Genomic DNA, 14,474 nt, shown 5'->3' with positions numbered 1-14,474 from the left:
TATCTAAACCGATCCAGTCTTGCAAAAGTAGTACTTATAAGCGGACTCTGGGGACACCGTTCACGAGAGGACCGCAACGATGCACGTCCCACCCTCGCCGCCGCTGCTCACCGTCATGGGCGTCTCCGGCTCCGGCAAGACCACCGTCGGCGCCGCGCTGGCCCAGCGTCTGCGCGTCCCGTTCGCCGACGCCGACGACTTCCACCCGCCGGAGAACGTCGCCAAGATGGCCGCCGGAGTGCCGCTCGACGACGCCGACCGGTTGCCCTGGCTGCACACCATCGGCGCCTGGCTGGCCGCGCACGCCGACGGCGGCGGAGTGGTCAGCTGCTCGGCGCTCAAGCGCTCCTACCGCGGCGTCCTCCGCGACGCCGCGCCCACACAGTTCTTCGTGCACCTCGACGGGAGCCCCGAGGTGGTCGCCCGCCGGGTGCAGGGCCGCCTCGGGCACTTCATGCCGGCCAGCCTCGTCGACTCGCAGTTCGCCACCCTCGAACCGCTCGGCCCCGACGAGAACGGCGTGGCCCTGGGCCTCGACCGGACCGTCGACGAGCTCGTCGAGGACTACCTCGCCGTCACCACCGGATCGGAGGTCTGACCGTGGCGTTCCAGCTCATCGCGGCCGCGCTCGTCGGCATCGCCGTCATCGTCCTGCTCATCACACGCTTCCACGTCCATCCGTTCCTGGGGCTGACCGTCGGTTCGCTGGTCGTCGCCGCGATCGCCGGGAGGCCCGTGGGCGACGCCGTCACGGGCTTCTCCAAGGGGTTCGGCGACACCGCCGCGAGCGTCGGCACGCTGATCGCGCTCGGCGCGATGTTCGGCAAGCTGCTGGCCGACTCCGGCGGGGCCGACCAGATCGTCGACACGATCATCGGACGCTCCAGCACGCGCACGCTGCCGTGGGCGATGGCGCTGGTCGGGGCCCTGATCGGGCTGCCGATGTTCTTCGAGATCGGCCTCGTGCTGCTGATGCCCGTGATCTTCCTGGTGGCCCGGCGCTCCGGACTGTCGATCATCGCGGTCGGCATCCCCGCACTCGCCGGCCTGTCGGCGATGCACGGGTTCATCCCGCCGCACCCCGGCCCCCTCGTGGCCGTGGCCGCGCTCAACGCGAACCTCGGGCTGACGCTCGGGCTCGGCGTGCTCATCGCCATCCCGACCATCGCGATCGCCGGGCCGCTGTTCGCCCGCGTCGCCGCGCGGTGGGTGGACGTGCCGGCGCCGGAACTGTTCTCCGAGGCCCCGTCCGGCGGGGGCACGGCCGTCGAGACGCGCGTCCGGCCCACGTTCGGCCTCACGCTGGCCACCGTGCTGCTGCCCGTCGTCCTCATGATGGGCAAGGCGCTGGTCGACATCTTCACGGCCAAGGGCGACCTGATGCGGGGGGTCTTCGACTTCGTCGGCACGCCGCTGATCGCGCTCCTGATCGCCGTCGTCGTCGCGATGTTCACGCTCGGGCGCGGGATGGGCGTGCGCGGCGTCTCGTCGTCGATCGAGAAGTCGCTGCCGCCGATCGCGGGCATCCTCCTCATCGTCGCGGCGGGTGGCGGGTTCAAGCAGACGCTGGTGGACACCAAGATCGGCGACCTCATCGCCGGCTTCGTGGCGGGCAGCGGTGTCTCCGTGCTGCTGCTGGCGTGGTTCATCGCGGTGCTGATCCGGTTGGCCACCGGCTCGGCGACGGTCGCGACCGTGACGGCGGCGGGGATCCTGGCGCCGCTCGTCAGCACCCTCGACCCGGGGGAGACCTCGCTGCTGGTGCTGGCCATCGGCGCCGGCTCGCTGTTCTTCTCCCACGTCAACGACGCGGGGTTCTGGCTGGTCAAGGAATACTTCGGGCTGAGTGTCGGGCAGAACATCAAGACGTGGTCGGTGATGGAGACGATCATCTCCGTGGTCGGGCTGGTGTTCGTCCTGCTGCTCGGACTGGTCGTATGAGGCAAGGCTGTCCTAATTTGACGGCGTGAGTGCCTCCGATCTCCTGCTCGCCGCCCCGTCGCCGTCGCGGTGGTTCGCCGCGCAGCTGCCGGTCTTCACGGGTCGCTACGACGCGGCCGGGTCCACGGGTAGCTGGGCGGGCCCGGAGGCGGTGCTCGCCTCCCTGCCCGCGGTGCACGCCCGGTTGGTCGGCGAGTACGACGCGACCCCGGCCGCCGCGGCGAAGTGGCTGGTCAGCTGGGTGGCGGGGGAGCTCGCCGGTGCCGTCGCATTCACGCTGGCGACGGCGTCGGCCGGGCTGCTCGTGGAGGCCGACGCGGTGCGGTGGCGGGTGGAGGCCGACGGCAGGCCCGGGCGTGTCGATCCCGGCCCGGTCGCCGTGGCCGTCGCCGCCGGGCATCCGTGGGCGGGGATGGACGGGGTCCGGGTCGTCGAGGACCCGACGGCGCCGGCGTTGGCGGCACTGGTCGACGTGGCGGGGCCACTGGTGGAGGCCTGCCGGCGGCTCGGCCGCGTCGGGCGGTCCGCGGCGTGGACGGAGGTGGCCGACGGCGTGGGTTCGGCCGTGCTCCACGTCCCCGGGCTGCCCGTGGACCAGCGCGCCGTCGACGCGGTGCGGGCCGCGCTGGACGCGCCCGGCGCGCCGTGGCGGCAGCGCCCGACGGTGCGGGTGGCCGAGACCGCCATCGGCCCGCTCTACCTCGGACGCAAGGCGGGCTGCTGCCTCAGCTACCAGACCCCGCCGGGCCCCGAGCCCGACCCGGCCACGCTGGACGCCGAGACGCGGGCCTACCGGGAGCGGTTCCCGCGCCGCGCAGGCGAGCCGCTCTACTGCGGAACCTGCTCCCTGCGCGACGCCGCGGGTTGCGAGGAGCGTCAGGTGTACTGGTGGGAGCGCCGCCGGTCCCCCTGATCAGCCGGTGAGCGGGCTGCCCGCCCGACGGTGACCACCGAGATCTCCTCGGGGAGTGCCACGGGTGGAAGACTATGGCCATGATCGTGCGAGTGGGGAAGGACGGCGCCGTCGTGAGCGACGCCGACGACTGCGGCCGGCTGCACCTGGAGACCGATCTCGACGAGGCGGCCCTGCGCACGGCGCTGAGGACCACGGGCACCGGGGAGCTGGTGGACTCCGACAACGCCCACCTGGATCTCGCGGTGCTGCGCTCCCGCGCCGCGCTGCTGGCCACGGCGCCCGACTGGGCGGAGCGCTGGAGCGCCATGACCGGCTACGCGGAGAAGAAGGGCTGGCTGTCCGGGGACGGCCGGTCCGTTCAGGTGCACGTCGAACGCTAGGCGAGCTTCGCGTCGAGCCAGGTGATCAGGTCGGCCACCACCTCGTCGCGGTTGGTCTCGTTGAACACCTCGTGGCGGGCGCCGTCGTAGACCTTCGTGGTGAGGTCGACCCCCGCGGCCTCGTAGCGCTCCAGCAGCGGCGCCAGCCAGGCGCCGCCCGCGTTGACGGGATCGGCCGAGCCCACCGCGATGTAGACGGGCAGGCCCTTGCGCAGGGAGGACACGTCCGCGAGCCGGGGCGCCGCGGCGACCATGCCCACGGTGGCGTCGGTGTCGAGGCCGAAGCCGCACAGCGGCTCGGCCACGTAGTCGTCCACCTCCTGCTCGTCGCGCGAGAGCCAGTCGAAGTCGGTGCGGGCCGGGGCGAACGGCCCGTTGAACGCGCTGAGGTCCACCTCCTTGGTGGGGTCGACCACCGTCACCACCTGGTCGAGCGCGGCGGTGCCGGTGAGCACGGCGGCGGCTATGTCGTCGGAGTGCTCCAGCAGGTACTGCTGCACCACCCAGGAGCCCATGCTGTGGCCGAGCACGACGATCGGGATCTCCGGCCGCTCCCCGCGGGTGCTGCGCACCACCAGGGCGAGATCGGCGGCGAGCCCGTCCCAGCCGGGCTTGCCCAGCGAACCCAGCGGCTCGCCGGAGATGCCCGCGGTGCGGCCGTGCCCGCGCTGGTCGACGGCCAGTACCTCGATGCCGGCGGCGGCCAGCGCCTTGCCCACACGGTCGTAGCGCAGCGAGTGCTCGCCCATCCCGTGGACGAGGACGAGCGCGGCCCGCGCCTCCCCGTCGACCGTCCAGCGTTGCCCGACCAGCCGCGTGCCGTCGGAGGTGCCCACGAGGAGCGCAGTTCTGCCCATCCGGGCAGGCTAGTGGGCAATCACCGGAACAGGGAGACGCAATCATGCTCGCGCGCATCGTCGACACCGTTCTCGACCGCACCATCGCGCCCGGCTACTCGCGGCTGGGCTACCTGCTGCGCTCCGCGGGCTTCGTCGGCGACCGCGGCGACCCCGCCCCCGACGCCCTGCGCGGCCGCGTCGTCCTCGTCACCGGGGCGAGCTCCGGGCTCGGCCTCGCGACGGTGGAGGGCCTCGCACGGCTGGGCGCCACCGTGCACCTCGTCGTCCGCGACGCCGGGCGCGGCGCCGCGGCCCGCGACGCGGTGGCGGCCGCCGTCCCGGGCGCGGACCTGCACGTGACGCTGTGCGACCTGTCCGACCTCGACGACGTGCGCCGCGCCGCGAAGGAGCTGGCCGACACCGGGCCCCACGTGCTGATCCACAACGCGGGGGTGCTGCCGCCGTCCCGGACGCTCTCGCCGCAGGGGCACGAGCTGGCGTTCGCCACCCACGTGCTCGGCCCGCACCTGCTCACCTCGCTGCTCGCGCCGTCGCTGGCCCCGGACGGCCGGGTCGTGTTCGTCTCGTCGGGCGGGATGTACGCGCAGAAGCTGGAGCTCGACGACGTCGAGTCGACGAAGGTGCCCTACAGCGGCACCGCCGCCTACGCCCGCACCAAGCGGATGCAGGTGGTGCTCACCGGGCTGTGGGCCGACCGGCTCGCGGCGTCCGGGGTGTCGGTGCACGCCACGCACCCCGGCTGGGCCGACACCCCCGGGGTCACCAGCTCGCTGCCCGCGTTCCGCACGGTCGTCGGGCCGCTCCTGCGCACCCCGGACGAGGGCGCCGACACCGCCGTGTGGCTCAGCGCCGCACCCGCCGCGGTGATCGGCACCGGGCGCTTCTGGCACGACCGGCGGGCCCGGCCCGAGCACTACGTGCCGTGGACGCGGGAGACCCCCGCCGACCGGGAACGCCTCTGGACGCTGTGCCAGGAGCTCACGGGCTGACCGCCCCCGGCGGCCGTCGGTGGCGACGCTAGGAACCCGGTGGATCAGTGGCGAGGGTGGCGGGGAGGGGCCCGAGCAGGGCCCGAGCCGCTCTCAGCAGGTGGGCCTGCGCCGCTACCTCGTCGAGGCTGTGCCCGGGCAGGTCGGCCGAGCGCGACAGGGAGATCCCCAGCAGCCAGCTCAGGAACAGCTCGGCGCGCAGCACGGCGTCGGCCCGGTCGGGTGTGTCCACCAGGTCGGCGAAAGCGGAGACGTAGGAGTCGGCGAGCTGCTGGCGCACCTCGGCGCCGATCTGCGAGCTGCTCGCCCCCCGCAGCACGGCCAGCAGCGGCTCGGCGTCCGCGGCGGACGAGGCGTGGAACAACGTCGCGACGGTGCGCTCCAGCAGGTCGCGACGGGGGCCCGCCTCCAGCACCTCCAGCGCGTCGTCGCGGATGGCCTCCGCGAACAGGCCCTCCTTGTTGCCGAAGTAGCGGAACAGCAGGGCCTGGTTGACCCCGGCCCGCTCGGCCACCGCGCGGACCGTGGTGCGGTCGAAGCCCTCCGACGCGAACAGCTCCCGCCCCGCGGCGAGGAGCGCGCGGCGGGTCGCGGCGGCGTCCCTCGTCCGGATGGGCCCGGACGGCCGCGCCGATGTCATGCCCGGATCAGACCACATCGGATGACGGGCCAGGGTGTGGCCCCGGCGCGGTCCGGGTACACCGCCGCCATGGCCCACCCCGACGACCAGCAGCCGCAGTCCCCCGACCTGGGGGCCGCCGTCCAGCTCGACAACGCCGAGACCCTCGACGGGCCTGCCGGCGGCGCCGACGCGCTCGACGCGGGCTACGTGCCCCCGGACCGCCCGTACGGCCTCGACGAGGACGGTGTCACCGGAGCCGGGATGCGCGGCGGCGACAGCCTCGACGAGCGGCTGCGCCGCGAGCAGCCCGACGAGCTCCCGGTGGACGACGAGCGGGCGGGGCGGCTGGTGGCCGACGGCACGGCGGACGGGGAGGGCACCGACGTCGGCATCGACGGCGGCGCCGCTTCCGCCGAGGAGGCGGCCGTGCACGACGTGGGGGACGGGGCACGGCCCGTCGAGACCGAGCCCGCCATCGTGGTGCCGGCGGACCCGGAGGCCGACGCGGCGGTGGACGCGGCGGGCGGCCCGGCCTTCGAGGACGCGGCCCGGGACGCCGCCGAGGACGTGCCCACCGGTCGCCACGCGCTGCGCGAGCCCGCCGCCGTGATCGACTCGTTCCGCGACGCCGGTGGGGCGGCCGCCCCCGCGTCCGGCCGCGACGACGTCGGCCCCGGCTCGGGCCTCTAGGAGCGCGCTAGCGCGTCCCCCCGTCCACCTGCAGGATCGTGCCCGTCGTGTACGTCGACGCGTCGCTCGCGAGGTAGAGCGCCGCGCCGACGATCTCCGACGGCCGGCCCACCCGGTGCAGCGCGGTGCGCGCCTCCAGCGCGGCCACGACGTCGGGCGTCCAGGCCCGGGCGATGTCGGTGGCAAACGCGCCGGGCGCGATGGCGTTGACCCGGACCTCGGGCCCGTAGGTGTGGGCCAGCGCCACCGTCAGCGCGTTGAGGCCGGCCTTGGCCGCGGAGTACGGGGCGGCGGACGGGTCGGGCCGCAGCGCCCCGATGCTCGATATGTTGATCACCGAGCCGCGCCCGGCCGCCTGCATCCGCTCCGCGAGCAGGGCGGTGAGCCGGAACGGGCCCTTGAGGTTCAGATCCAGCACGCTGTCGTACTGGGCCTCGGTGAGGTCGGTGAGCCGGTCGTAGAGGGGTGACTTCCCGGCGTTGTTGACCAGCACGTCGACGCGGCCGAACCGTGCGGTCACGGCGTCGGCGAGCGCGCCGATCTCGTCCCAGCGCCCGAGGTGGCACGCGTGCGCGGACGCCTCACGGCCCAACGCGCGGACCTCGTCCGCCACGGCCTCGCAGGCGTCGAGGTGGCGGGAGGCGACCGCGACGTCGGCGCCCGCGCGGGCGAAGGCCAGGGCCATCTCGCGACCGAGTCCACGGCTGCCGCCGGTGATCAGCGCCGTGCGGCCGGTCAGGTCGAAGAGGTCACTCATCGCAGGAACTCCAGCCCCCGGTGCAGCAGCGGCAGGATCGACCGGGCCCGGTCCTCCCAGGTCGCGTCCACGCGCTTGCCGCTGCGGTGCAGGTAGACGTTGAAGACGGTGATGACACCGAACCGGTAGCAGGCCAGCGCCCGGAACCAGTCGAACGTCCCGGTGCTCCGGCCGGTGGCGGTCTCGTAGCGCTCGCGCAGCCACGCCGGGTCGGCCGTCACGCGCATCCGGGCGCCGAAAGCGGGCTCCCAGCAGCCGGGATCGGTGAACATCGCCAGCCAGGCCAGGTCGAGCAGCTGCGCGCCGACGCCGGAGATCTCCCAGTCGACGACGGCGGCGAGCGTGCCGTCGGCGTCGAACAGGATGTTGTTGGTGTGGAAGTCGCCGTGGAAGACGCCGACGGCGGGGTCGTCGGGGATCCCGGCGAGCAATGCGTCGCGCAGCGCGGTGCCGGCGTCGGTCCACGCCGGCTCGCTCGACCGGCCGAGCATCGGCGCCCAGAAGTCGATCTCCTCGGCGAGGGGGCGGGGCTCCGGCCAGCCCGGCGGGGGAGGGGTCGCGTGGATGCGCGCCAGCACCTCCACCGCCTGGGCCAGCGCGTGGGGCACGGAGACGGTGGCGCTCAGCGCGGGGTCGGCCATGTGCAGCGGCAGCGCGTCGAGGCGGTCCTGGACCACGGCGTCGGTGCCGAACCACCGCGGGTCGTCGACGCTCCAGCGCACGGCCGCCACCGGCACACCGGCGGCGGCGAGCGAGTCGAGCAGGGGGACGATGCGCAGCACGTCGGTGTTGCCGCGGCGGCGCACGCCGGGCGGGGCGAGCCGGATCACGAGCGGCGTGGTGCCGTCGCGGTCCACCACGTCGCAGCCGAAGGACAGCCCGGCGTTGCCCGGCATGGGCCACGCCTCGGAGACGGTGCTGGTGGGGTCGGCGGTCGCACGGGCGAGGGCCTGCATGCCCTCGGCCACGGACCTGGTGCTCAGCGCTCTCACACCCCGCATCAGACCACGCCGCGGGTACCGTGACGGGGGTGAAACGCCCGGATCCACTGCGCTGGCTCTGGTACGCGTTCGGTGGTCGGCTCCCCATCCGCTACAGCCAGTGGGTGCTGCACGACGTCACCGCGCGGTGGTGGCGGTTGCGGTCGCTGTTCCGGTCGCTCGTGCAGATCGCGCCGGTCGCCGTGGGAATCTACGTGCTCGTGCCGTCGGAGCCGTGGGTGCGCCTGATGGCGATCGCGGGCGGCGTCCTGGTCGGGATGATCTACGCCCTGGCCTACCTCGACGAGGCGGCCGAGAGCCGGGCGCTCAAGGCGGGGTTCCTGCGCGGGGTCGCGCAGCAGGTGCGCGACGGGCGGCTCGCGGCCCGCGTCCCGGGCCGGATCGCACGGTTCACGCAGCCCTACCGCCGGGACGAGGACTAGCGGCTCAGCAGTTCTGCGTGAGCCGGGCGATCTCGCCGTCGAGGTCCATGCGGCCGGTCTCGTCACCCAGAGCGACGATCTCCGTGGTGGACGTGACGAAGTGCCGCAGCAGGTCGCGGTCGACCTCGAGGATCGCCCGGCCGTCGGTGGACCGGATCTCGATCTCGACGATGTCGTAGCCCTGCACGGTCTGCGGGCTCATCCGGATGTCGCCCATGCCCGCGGGCGCCTCCAGCGACTCGGCGACCAGGTCCCGGCCCACCAGCCACTCGACCCAGCGGTCGTGCCTGGTCCGGACGGCGAGCGTGACGGCGTACGGGTCGGCGGCGCAGTAGCTCCAGCGGGTCACGACGGGGGCCGGCTGCCCGTGCAGCACGGTGAACATGTCCTGCTGGACCGAGTCGGTGCTGGTCTCGTTGCTCATGTCGTCAACCCCCGAGGGATCGTGCCCTGCGCGGTGTGCGCCGGTCTTGACTGGCCTATCGACGGCTCCGGCCGGAACGCTGCACTTCCCGCCGTTGTTCACTCGAACCAGTGATGGTGCCCACCCATCGTGATGGCTTTGGTCCCGTCCGGCAGGGTCCAGCGGCTCTGCCGTCACCCCGTCGTGGAGACGAGCCTGCGGGTCCACGGTTCCCGACCCGGAGGTGCGTGCCATGAACGGCAGCTACGTGGACTGGGGGGTCGTCCACATCTCGGTGGCGAACCTCGTCGTCATCGCGGTGATGGTGGTGGTGTTCCTGCTCGCGGTGCTCGTGCCGTTCCACGGGCCCGGCTCGGGTGACGGGGACGCCTCGTGAGCAGCTGGACCGTCGGCCTGCGCACCCGGCTCGCCCGGACGGTGCCCCCGGGGGAACTGCTGCCCGACCGCCAGCCCGCGTACGTCTCGTCGTGGATCTACGTGTTCGGGGTGCTGTCGCTCGCGTCGCTGGTCGTCGTGATCGGCACCGGGTGCGTGCTCGCGATCGGCGGGGTCACCTGGTGGCACACCTCGGGCCTGGGCCACTTCGTCAACTCCACGCACCTGTGGAGCGTCGAGCTGTTCTTCGCCACGATGGTGATCCACCTGTGGGGCAAGTTCTTCATGGCGGCCTGGCGCGGCAAGCGGGCCCTGACCTGGATGACGGGCGCCGTCGCGTTCGTGGGCTCGATCGGCACCGCGTTCACCGGCTACCTCTCGCAGACCAACTTCGACTCGCAGTGGATCGCGGGTGAGGCCAAGGACGGCCTCAACTCCGTCGGCATCGGGGCGTTCTTCAACGTCCTCGATCCCGGGCAGATGCTGCTCTGGCACGTCACGCTGCTGCCGCTGGTCGTCGGCGTGATCGTCGTCGCGCACATCGTGCTCGTGCGGCGCCACGGTGTGGTCCCGCCCATCGACGCGGTGCTCGACGGACCCGACGACGGTGCGACACCCACCGGGCCGATCCCCGTCGCTCCGGCCGCCCGCGACCTCACGACCACGGGGTGATGACGATGGCCTCCACGCTGCGCCCCACCGGCCGCGACCGCACGCCGGACTCCCACGCCTTCCCGACCCGGCCCTACGACCTGGTCAAGGAGTTCACCCTCGCCCTGGTGGCGATGCTCGTGCTCACCATCGCGCTCGCCGCGGTGTTCTCCTCGCCCGACGAGAAGCCGATCAGCCTGGTCGGCTGGGCCGCGGCCGCGCCGAACGACGTGGTCGCGACGGCCACCGGCGAGCTCGCGGGCACCACCACCAGCGCGGGCTACGGCGCGCCCTACAACGACGCCGGTCCCGGCCAGACCCTCGGCCCGCTGGCGTTGCAGCGCTGGGCGGGCGTCACCATCCCGGTCGACCCGGCGCAGGACCTGGTGCTGGCCCCGCTGCGCCGCTCCGCCGACCCCACGACGGCCGCCGCGCTCGACACCTGGGCCGCGGCCCCGCCCGAGCAGCGGACTGCCTGGAGCACCGCCTACTCCGACGCGCTGACGGCCGCTCCGGACGGCGACCCCGCGGGCGTGGCCCCGGGTGACTACGGCCCCGTCCCGGTGATCGCGTCGTCGTTCCTGGCGCTCGCGCGCACCGGCGGTCTCGAGGGGGCGCTGGATCCCTCCGGCACCTTCTACGGCGGCGACGCCACCCGCGGCCTGCTGCTGCTCGCCGACGGCGCCTACCTGGAGGACCAGGCCCGCGCCCGCAGCCTCGGCGGCGACCAGTGGGGCATGATGAACGAGACGGGCAACTACCCCGGCCAGCCGTGGATGTGGCTCTACACGTTCTGGTACCAGGTGCCCCCGTTCGCCACGTCGGAGAACGCCGACGCCCAGGTCTGGGGCCTGATGATGCTGCTGACCCTCGGACTGGTGCTGGTCCCCTTCATCCCGGGGGTGCGCTCGATCCCCCGGTGGGTGCCGGTGCACCGGCTCATCTGGCGCGACTGGTACCGCAGGCACTAACCCCTGGCGTCCGCCGTCACCAGCCAGATCCCGCCCTGACCCTTCCGACCGGGCTGGGCGACGGTCAGGGTGCGGCGGGCGCCGTCGGCGTTGCGGACGTCCACGACGGTCCTCGCCGACGTGCCACCGGCTCGCGGCGTGGAGTCGGCCGCGGTCCAGCCGTAGGTGGCCGAGACGTAGGAGTCCGCGAGGTCGGACGGGTCGAGCAGCCACGGCTGGGAGCCGCCGTCCACGGCGGTCTGGAGGCGTTTCGGGTCCGCGGTCGGCCAGGGCAGCAGGGTGACGGGGCCCGCCTCCGCGGCGCCGGACGACTTCACGGTCGGCCTCGGCAGCGTCGAGGCGGGGGAGGGGGCCGGGCCGGTGGTCGGCTCCTCGGTCGTCGTGGGGGCCGCGCCCGTCGTCGGGATGGCGGAGGCGGTCGACTCCGCGGCCGACGGCGTGCCGTCCACCGGGGTGCCGCAGCCGGCGAGCAGGCAGGCGAGCAGGGCCGGGACGACGAGCCGGGGGCGGAGATGCACCCGATCACCGTAGGACGCCGCAGTACTGCCTGTCCGGCCAGGAACGGTGCACGTCCGGGTGGGATCCGGGGCCCTCGATCATTAAGGTGCATCGCGAGCAGAGCGGCTATTTCACGAGGTGGATCTATGAACGCGTCGGCAGAGGCCTTCTACACGGCCCGTGAGTTCCTGATGGCCAACCGGGAGGACTACGACAGGGCCTACCGCGACTTCCGGTGGCCGGAGATCGGGGAGTTCAACTGGGCGCTCGACCACTTCGACAACGTCGCCACCCAGCGGGGCGACCAGCGGGCACTGTGGATCATCGAGCAGGACGGCAGCGAGGCCCACTGGACCTACGCAGAGCTCTCGGAGCGGTCGAACCGGGTGGCCAACTGGCTGCGCGCCCAGGGCGTGGCCCGCGGCGACCGGATCATCCTGATGCTCGGCAACCAGTTCGAGCTGTGGGAGACCATCCTCGCCGCGATGAAGCTCGGTGCGGTCGTCATCCCGGCCACCACGCTGCTCACCCCCGCGGACCTGCGCGACCGGCTCGACCGGGGCGCGGCGAAGCACGTGGTGGTGGGCGGTGCCGACGTCGGGAAGTTCGACGAGGTCGAGGGTGACTACACGAAGATCGCCGTCCGGGACGCGCCGTCCGGATGGCTCGACTACTCCGATGCCTCCGCGGCTTCCGCGGAATTCACGCCCGACGGCGCCACGTTCGGCTCCGACACGCTGCTGCTCTACTTCACCTCCGGCACCACGGCGAAGCCGAAGCTCGTGGAGCACACCCACGCGTCCTACCCCGTGGGGCACCTCTCCACGATGTACTGGATCGGGCTGGAGCCCGGCGACGTCCACCTCAACATCTCCTCGCCCGGCTGGGCCAAGCACGCGTGGAGCAACGTCTTCACGCCGTGGATCGCCGAGGCGTGCGTGCTCGTCATGAACTACACGAAGTTCGACGCCGCCGGTGTGTTCGCGGTGCTGGACCGCTGCAACGTCACGAGCTTCTGCGCCCCGCCCACGGTGTGGCGGATGCTCATCCAGGCCGACCTGTCGGTGCTGAAGAACCCGCCGCAGAAGGTCGTCGGCGCGGGGGAACCGCTCAACCCCGAGGTCATCGACAAGATCGACAAGGCCTGGGGCGTGCGGATCCGCGACGGGTTCGGGCAGACCGAGTCCACCGTGCAGATCGGCAACCCGCCCGGGCAGATCGTCAAGCCCGGCTCGATGGGGCGTCCGATCCCGGGCTACCCGATCGTGCTCGTCGACCCGGCCACCGGCGAGAAGGGCGTGGCCGAGGGCGAGATCTGCGTCGACCTCGAGGCCCGGCCGCTGGGGCTGATGGTCGGCTACTACGGCGACGCCGAGCGCAACGCCGAGGCCATGGCCGGCGGGGTCTACCACACCGGTGACGTCGGATCCCGCGACGAGGACGGCTACATCACCTACGTCGGGCGCGCCGACGACGTGTTCAAGGCCAGCGACTACCGGATCAGCCCGTTCGAGCTGGAGAGCGTGCTCATCGAGCACCCGGCCGTCGCGGAGGCGGCCATCGTGCCCTCGCCCGACCCGGTCCGGCTCGCGGTGCCCAAGGCCTACGTGGTGCTCGCGGCCGGTTACGAGCCGACGGAGGACACGGCCCGGGAGATCCTGCAGTTCGCCCGGGACAACCTCGCCCCGTACAAGCGGATCCGTCGTCTGGAGTTCGCGCCGCTCCCCAAGACCATCTCGGGGAAGATCCGCCGCGTCGAGCTGCGGGGGCGGGAGAACGACCTGCACGGAGCCGACACCGACACCCTCGTGGCCACGCCGGAGGGGGAGTTCACCCTGTAGGGCAGGGCTTTCCGTCGAACGGCCGCGGTGGTACGTCGAACGGTCGTGCCCGACAGTACGGTGAACGGTGCAGTCGCCCACCGCGGACGCTGCACCGTCCACCGAGGGACCTCCGCGGAGGGGATTGGTCGGGCACACGCACGGGTTGGGGGTACTTGTGAGTGACAAGCAGGGGGACCAGTCCATGGCTGCCGTCATGGCGGGGATGCCCGAGGTGTGGCGGCGGCTGCTCGCCGCGCACGTGCCCGACCGGCTGGGGCGCTGCACCTCGTGCCGCAACTCCAGCGGGTCGGGCGAACTCTGGCCGTGCTCGCTGCACCGGATCGCCGGCGAGGCCCAGCGCCTCCACGGCCTGCGGCTGGGTCAGGCGGTCGGGGGCGAGTAGTGCCCGGGCCAGTTCTTGTACGGGATGCGGGTGATGTCGAGCAGCTCGCCGATCGTCGACCACTCGTTGCGCCCCAGCCGCGCGAGCGGCTTGAGCCGGTCGATCTCCGGCAGGATCAGGTGCCCGTCGGCGTCCTGGCCCATCGGCTCGCCGTCGAAGACGTCGGTGTCGATGGCGGCGTGCACCACGCGGCCGATCACCACGGTGCAGTCGCCCAGCTCGAGCGCGAGGTGCAGGCGGCACTCCAGCGCCACCGGTGACTCCGCCACCCGCGGCGGCGCCACCAGCGAGCTCGCCTCCTCGGTCAGGCCCACCTCGGAGAACTCGCTCACGCCCGCCGGGAAGTTCGTGCCCGTCGCGTTGACCTGCTCGAACAGCGGCTCCGGGGCCAGGCACACCACGAACTCGCGCGTCTCGGTGGCGTTGCGCAGCGAGTCCTTCTTCCCGACGCTCGTGAACTGGATCATCGGCGGGTCCACGCAGGAGACGGTGAAGAACGAGTGCGGGGCGAGGTTGTTCACGCCGTCGGCCGAGCGGGTGGAGACCCACGCGATCGGCCGGGGCACGATCACCGAGGTCATCAGCTTGTAGAAGGGGCCCGCGCCCACCTCCACGGGATCCAGATCGGTACGCATGACCACCATGATCCCGCCCTCCCCGTAGTTTCGCGGGGTGAGATCGCGTGCAGTGGGGCTCGTACTGGGGGCGGCGGCCGACGCCGTGTGGGGCGACCCCCGTCGGGGGCACCCGG

Annotated in this window: 19 protein-coding genes; 12 read left to right on the top strand and 7 right to left on the bottom strand. The window is 73.0% G+C overall.

Features of this window, described 5'->3' with window-relative positions:
• The first annotated feature begins 79 nt into the window (after positions 1 to 79).
• The 4 genes from BGP03_RS02660 (at position 80) to BGP03_RS02645 (ending at position 3,237) form a co-directional block, all read left to right on the top strand.
• Positions 80 to 598, top strand: coding sequence for a gluconokinase (locus tag BGP03_RS02660; RefSeq protein WP_298799645.1), 519 nt, complete (start codon positions 80 to 82; stop codon positions 596 to 598).
• 2 nt (positions 599 to 600) lie between these two features.
• A complete protein-coding gene (locus tag BGP03_RS02655) occupies positions 601 to 1,941 on the top strand; it encodes a gluconate:H+ symporter (RefSeq protein ID WP_298799646.1) in 1,341 nt (446 codons plus the stop codon).
• A gap of 25 nt (positions 1,942 to 1,966) precedes the next feature.
• Positions 1,967 to 2,854 (top strand): hypothetical protein, encoded by an 888-nt coding sequence (locus BGP03_RS02650; RefSeq protein ID WP_298799647.1) that lies wholly within the window; start codon positions 1,967 to 1,969, stop codon positions 2,852 to 2,854.
• Between the two features lie 80 nt (positions 2,855 to 2,934).
• Positions 2,935 to 3,237 (top strand): hypothetical protein, encoded by a 303-nt coding sequence (locus BGP03_RS02645; RefSeq protein ID WP_296370763.1) that lies wholly within the window; start codon positions 2,935 to 2,937, stop codon positions 3,235 to 3,237.
• Here the strand turns inward: BGP03_RS02645 and BGP03_RS02640 are convergent.
• On the bottom strand, positions 3,234 to 4,094 hold the full coding sequence (locus BGP03_RS02640) for an alpha/beta hydrolase (protein ID WP_296370762.1): 861 nt from the start codon (positions 4,092 to 4,094) through the stop codon (positions 3,234 to 3,236). The two genes, BGP03_RS02645 and BGP03_RS02640, sit on opposite strands and share 4 nt — an antisense overlap.
• A gap of 44 nt (positions 4,095 to 4,138) precedes the next feature.
• Here BGP03_RS02640 and BGP03_RS02635 point away from each other — a divergent pair, with 44 nt between their 5' ends.
• Positions 4,139 to 5,086 carry an SDR family NAD(P)-dependent oxidoreductase gene (locus BGP03_RS02635; RefSeq protein WP_298799648.1) on the top strand — a complete coding sequence of 316 codons (948 nt, stop codon included), beginning with the start codon at positions 4,139 to 4,141 and terminating at the stop codon, positions 5,084 to 5,086.
• A gap of 28 nt (positions 5,087 to 5,114) precedes the next feature.
• On the opposite strand, the gene BGP03_RS02630 is transcribed toward BGP03_RS02635, so the two are convergent.
• Positions 5,115 to 5,726, bottom strand: a complete 612-nt coding sequence (locus tag BGP03_RS02630) for a TetR/AcrR family transcriptional regulator (protein WP_296370760.1) — start codon at positions 5,724 to 5,726, stop codon at positions 5,115 to 5,117.
• A gap of 21 nt (positions 5,727 to 5,747) precedes the next feature.
• On the opposite strand from BGP03_RS02630, the gene BGP03_RS02625 reads away from it, so the two are divergent.
• On the top strand, positions 5,748 to 6,398 hold the full coding sequence (locus BGP03_RS02625; protein WP_298799649.1) for a DUF5709 domain-containing protein: 651 nt from the start codon (positions 5,748 to 5,750) through the stop codon (positions 6,396 to 6,398).
• A gap of 7 nt (positions 6,399 to 6,405) precedes the next feature.
• Here the strand turns inward: BGP03_RS02625 and BGP03_RS02620 are convergent, their stop codons facing one another.
• Both BGP03_RS02620 and BGP03_RS02615 read right to left on the bottom strand, forming a co-directional pair.
• A complete protein-coding gene (locus tag BGP03_RS02620; RefSeq protein ID WP_296370758.1) occupies positions 6,406 to 7,155 on the bottom strand; it encodes a glucose 1-dehydrogenase in 750 nt (249 codons plus the stop codon).
• Positions 7,152 to 8,147, bottom strand: coding sequence for a phosphotransferase (locus BGP03_RS02615; protein WP_298799650.1), 996 nt, complete (start codon positions 8,145 to 8,147; stop codon positions 7,152 to 7,154). Before BGP03_RS02615 ends, BGP03_RS02620 begins: the two co-directional genes overlap by 4 nt.
• Positions 8,148 to 8,185: 38 nt before the next feature.
• Between BGP03_RS02615 and BGP03_RS02610 the strand changes: the two genes are divergently transcribed.
• Positions 8,186 to 8,578, top strand: coding sequence for a DUF5313 family protein (locus tag BGP03_RS02610; protein WP_296370756.1), 393 nt, complete (start codon positions 8,186 to 8,188; stop codon positions 8,576 to 8,578).
• Between the two features lie 4 nt (positions 8,579 to 8,582).
• On the opposite strand, the gene BGP03_RS02605 is transcribed toward BGP03_RS02610, so the two are convergent.
• Positions 8,583 to 9,002: an SsgA family sporulation/cell division regulator gene (locus BGP03_RS02605; RefSeq protein WP_296370755.1), complete on the bottom strand. Its 420-nt coding sequence runs from the start codon at positions 9,000 to 9,002 to the stop codon at positions 8,583 to 8,585.
• Positions 9,003 to 9,234: 232 nt separating this feature from the next.
• Here BGP03_RS02605 and BGP03_RS02600 point away from each other — a divergent pair, with 232 nt between their 5' ends.
• The 3 genes from BGP03_RS02600 to BGP03_RS02590 are packed head-to-tail and all read left to right on the top strand — an operon-like array spanning position 9,235 to position 10,999.
• Positions 9,235 to 9,378, top strand: a complete 144-nt coding sequence (locus BGP03_RS02600) for a hypothetical protein (RefSeq protein WP_296370754.1) — start codon at positions 9,235 to 9,237, stop codon at positions 9,376 to 9,378.
• Positions 9,375 to 10,049 (top strand): cytochrome b N-terminal domain-containing protein, encoded by a 675-nt coding sequence (locus BGP03_RS02595; RefSeq protein ID WP_296370753.1) that lies wholly within the window; start codon positions 9,375 to 9,377, stop codon positions 10,047 to 10,049. The genes BGP03_RS02600 and BGP03_RS02595 overlap by 4 nt, the downstream gene beginning before the upstream one ends.
• A gap of 5 nt (positions 10,050 to 10,054) precedes the next feature.
• Positions 10,055 to 10,999 (top strand): hypothetical protein, encoded by a 945-nt coding sequence (locus BGP03_RS02590; RefSeq protein ID WP_296370752.1) that lies wholly within the window; start codon positions 10,055 to 10,057, stop codon positions 10,997 to 10,999.
• Here the strand turns inward: BGP03_RS02590 and BGP03_RS02585 are convergent.
• Positions 10,996 to 11,517, bottom strand: a complete 522-nt coding sequence (locus BGP03_RS02585) for a hypothetical protein (RefSeq protein WP_296370751.1) — start codon at positions 11,515 to 11,517, stop codon at positions 10,996 to 10,998. The genes BGP03_RS02590 and BGP03_RS02585 overlap by 4 nt on opposite strands.
• A gap of 126 nt (positions 11,518 to 11,643) precedes the next feature.
• Between BGP03_RS02585 and BGP03_RS02580 the strand changes: the two genes are divergently transcribed.
• On the top strand, positions 11,644 to 13,338 hold the full coding sequence (locus tag BGP03_RS02580) for an AMP-binding protein (RefSeq protein ID WP_296370750.1): 1,695 nt from the start codon (positions 11,644 to 11,646) through the stop codon (positions 13,336 to 13,338).
• 184 nt (positions 13,339 to 13,522) lie between these two features.
• A complete protein-coding gene (locus BGP03_RS02575) occupies positions 13,523 to 13,723 on the top strand; it encodes a hypothetical protein (RefSeq protein WP_296370749.1) in 201 nt (66 codons plus the stop codon).
• Here the strand turns inward: BGP03_RS02575 and BGP03_RS02570 are convergent.
• The gene (locus BGP03_RS02570) at positions 13,702 to 14,358 is read right to left on the bottom strand and encodes a flavin reductase family protein (protein ID WP_296370748.1); all 657 of its coding nucleotides are present in this window, start codon (positions 14,356 to 14,358) and stop codon (positions 13,702 to 13,704) included. The genes BGP03_RS02575 and BGP03_RS02570 overlap by 22 nt on opposite strands.
• Positions 14,359 to 14,474 lie beyond the last annotated feature (116 nt).

The sequence above is a fragment of the Pseudonocardia sp. 73-21 genome (assembly GCF_001899645.1).
GTDB lineage: Bacteria > Actinomycetota > Actinomycetes > Mycobacteriales > Pseudonocardiaceae > Pseudonocardia.
This window is presented reverse-complemented; position numbering and strand designations above follow the sequence as displayed.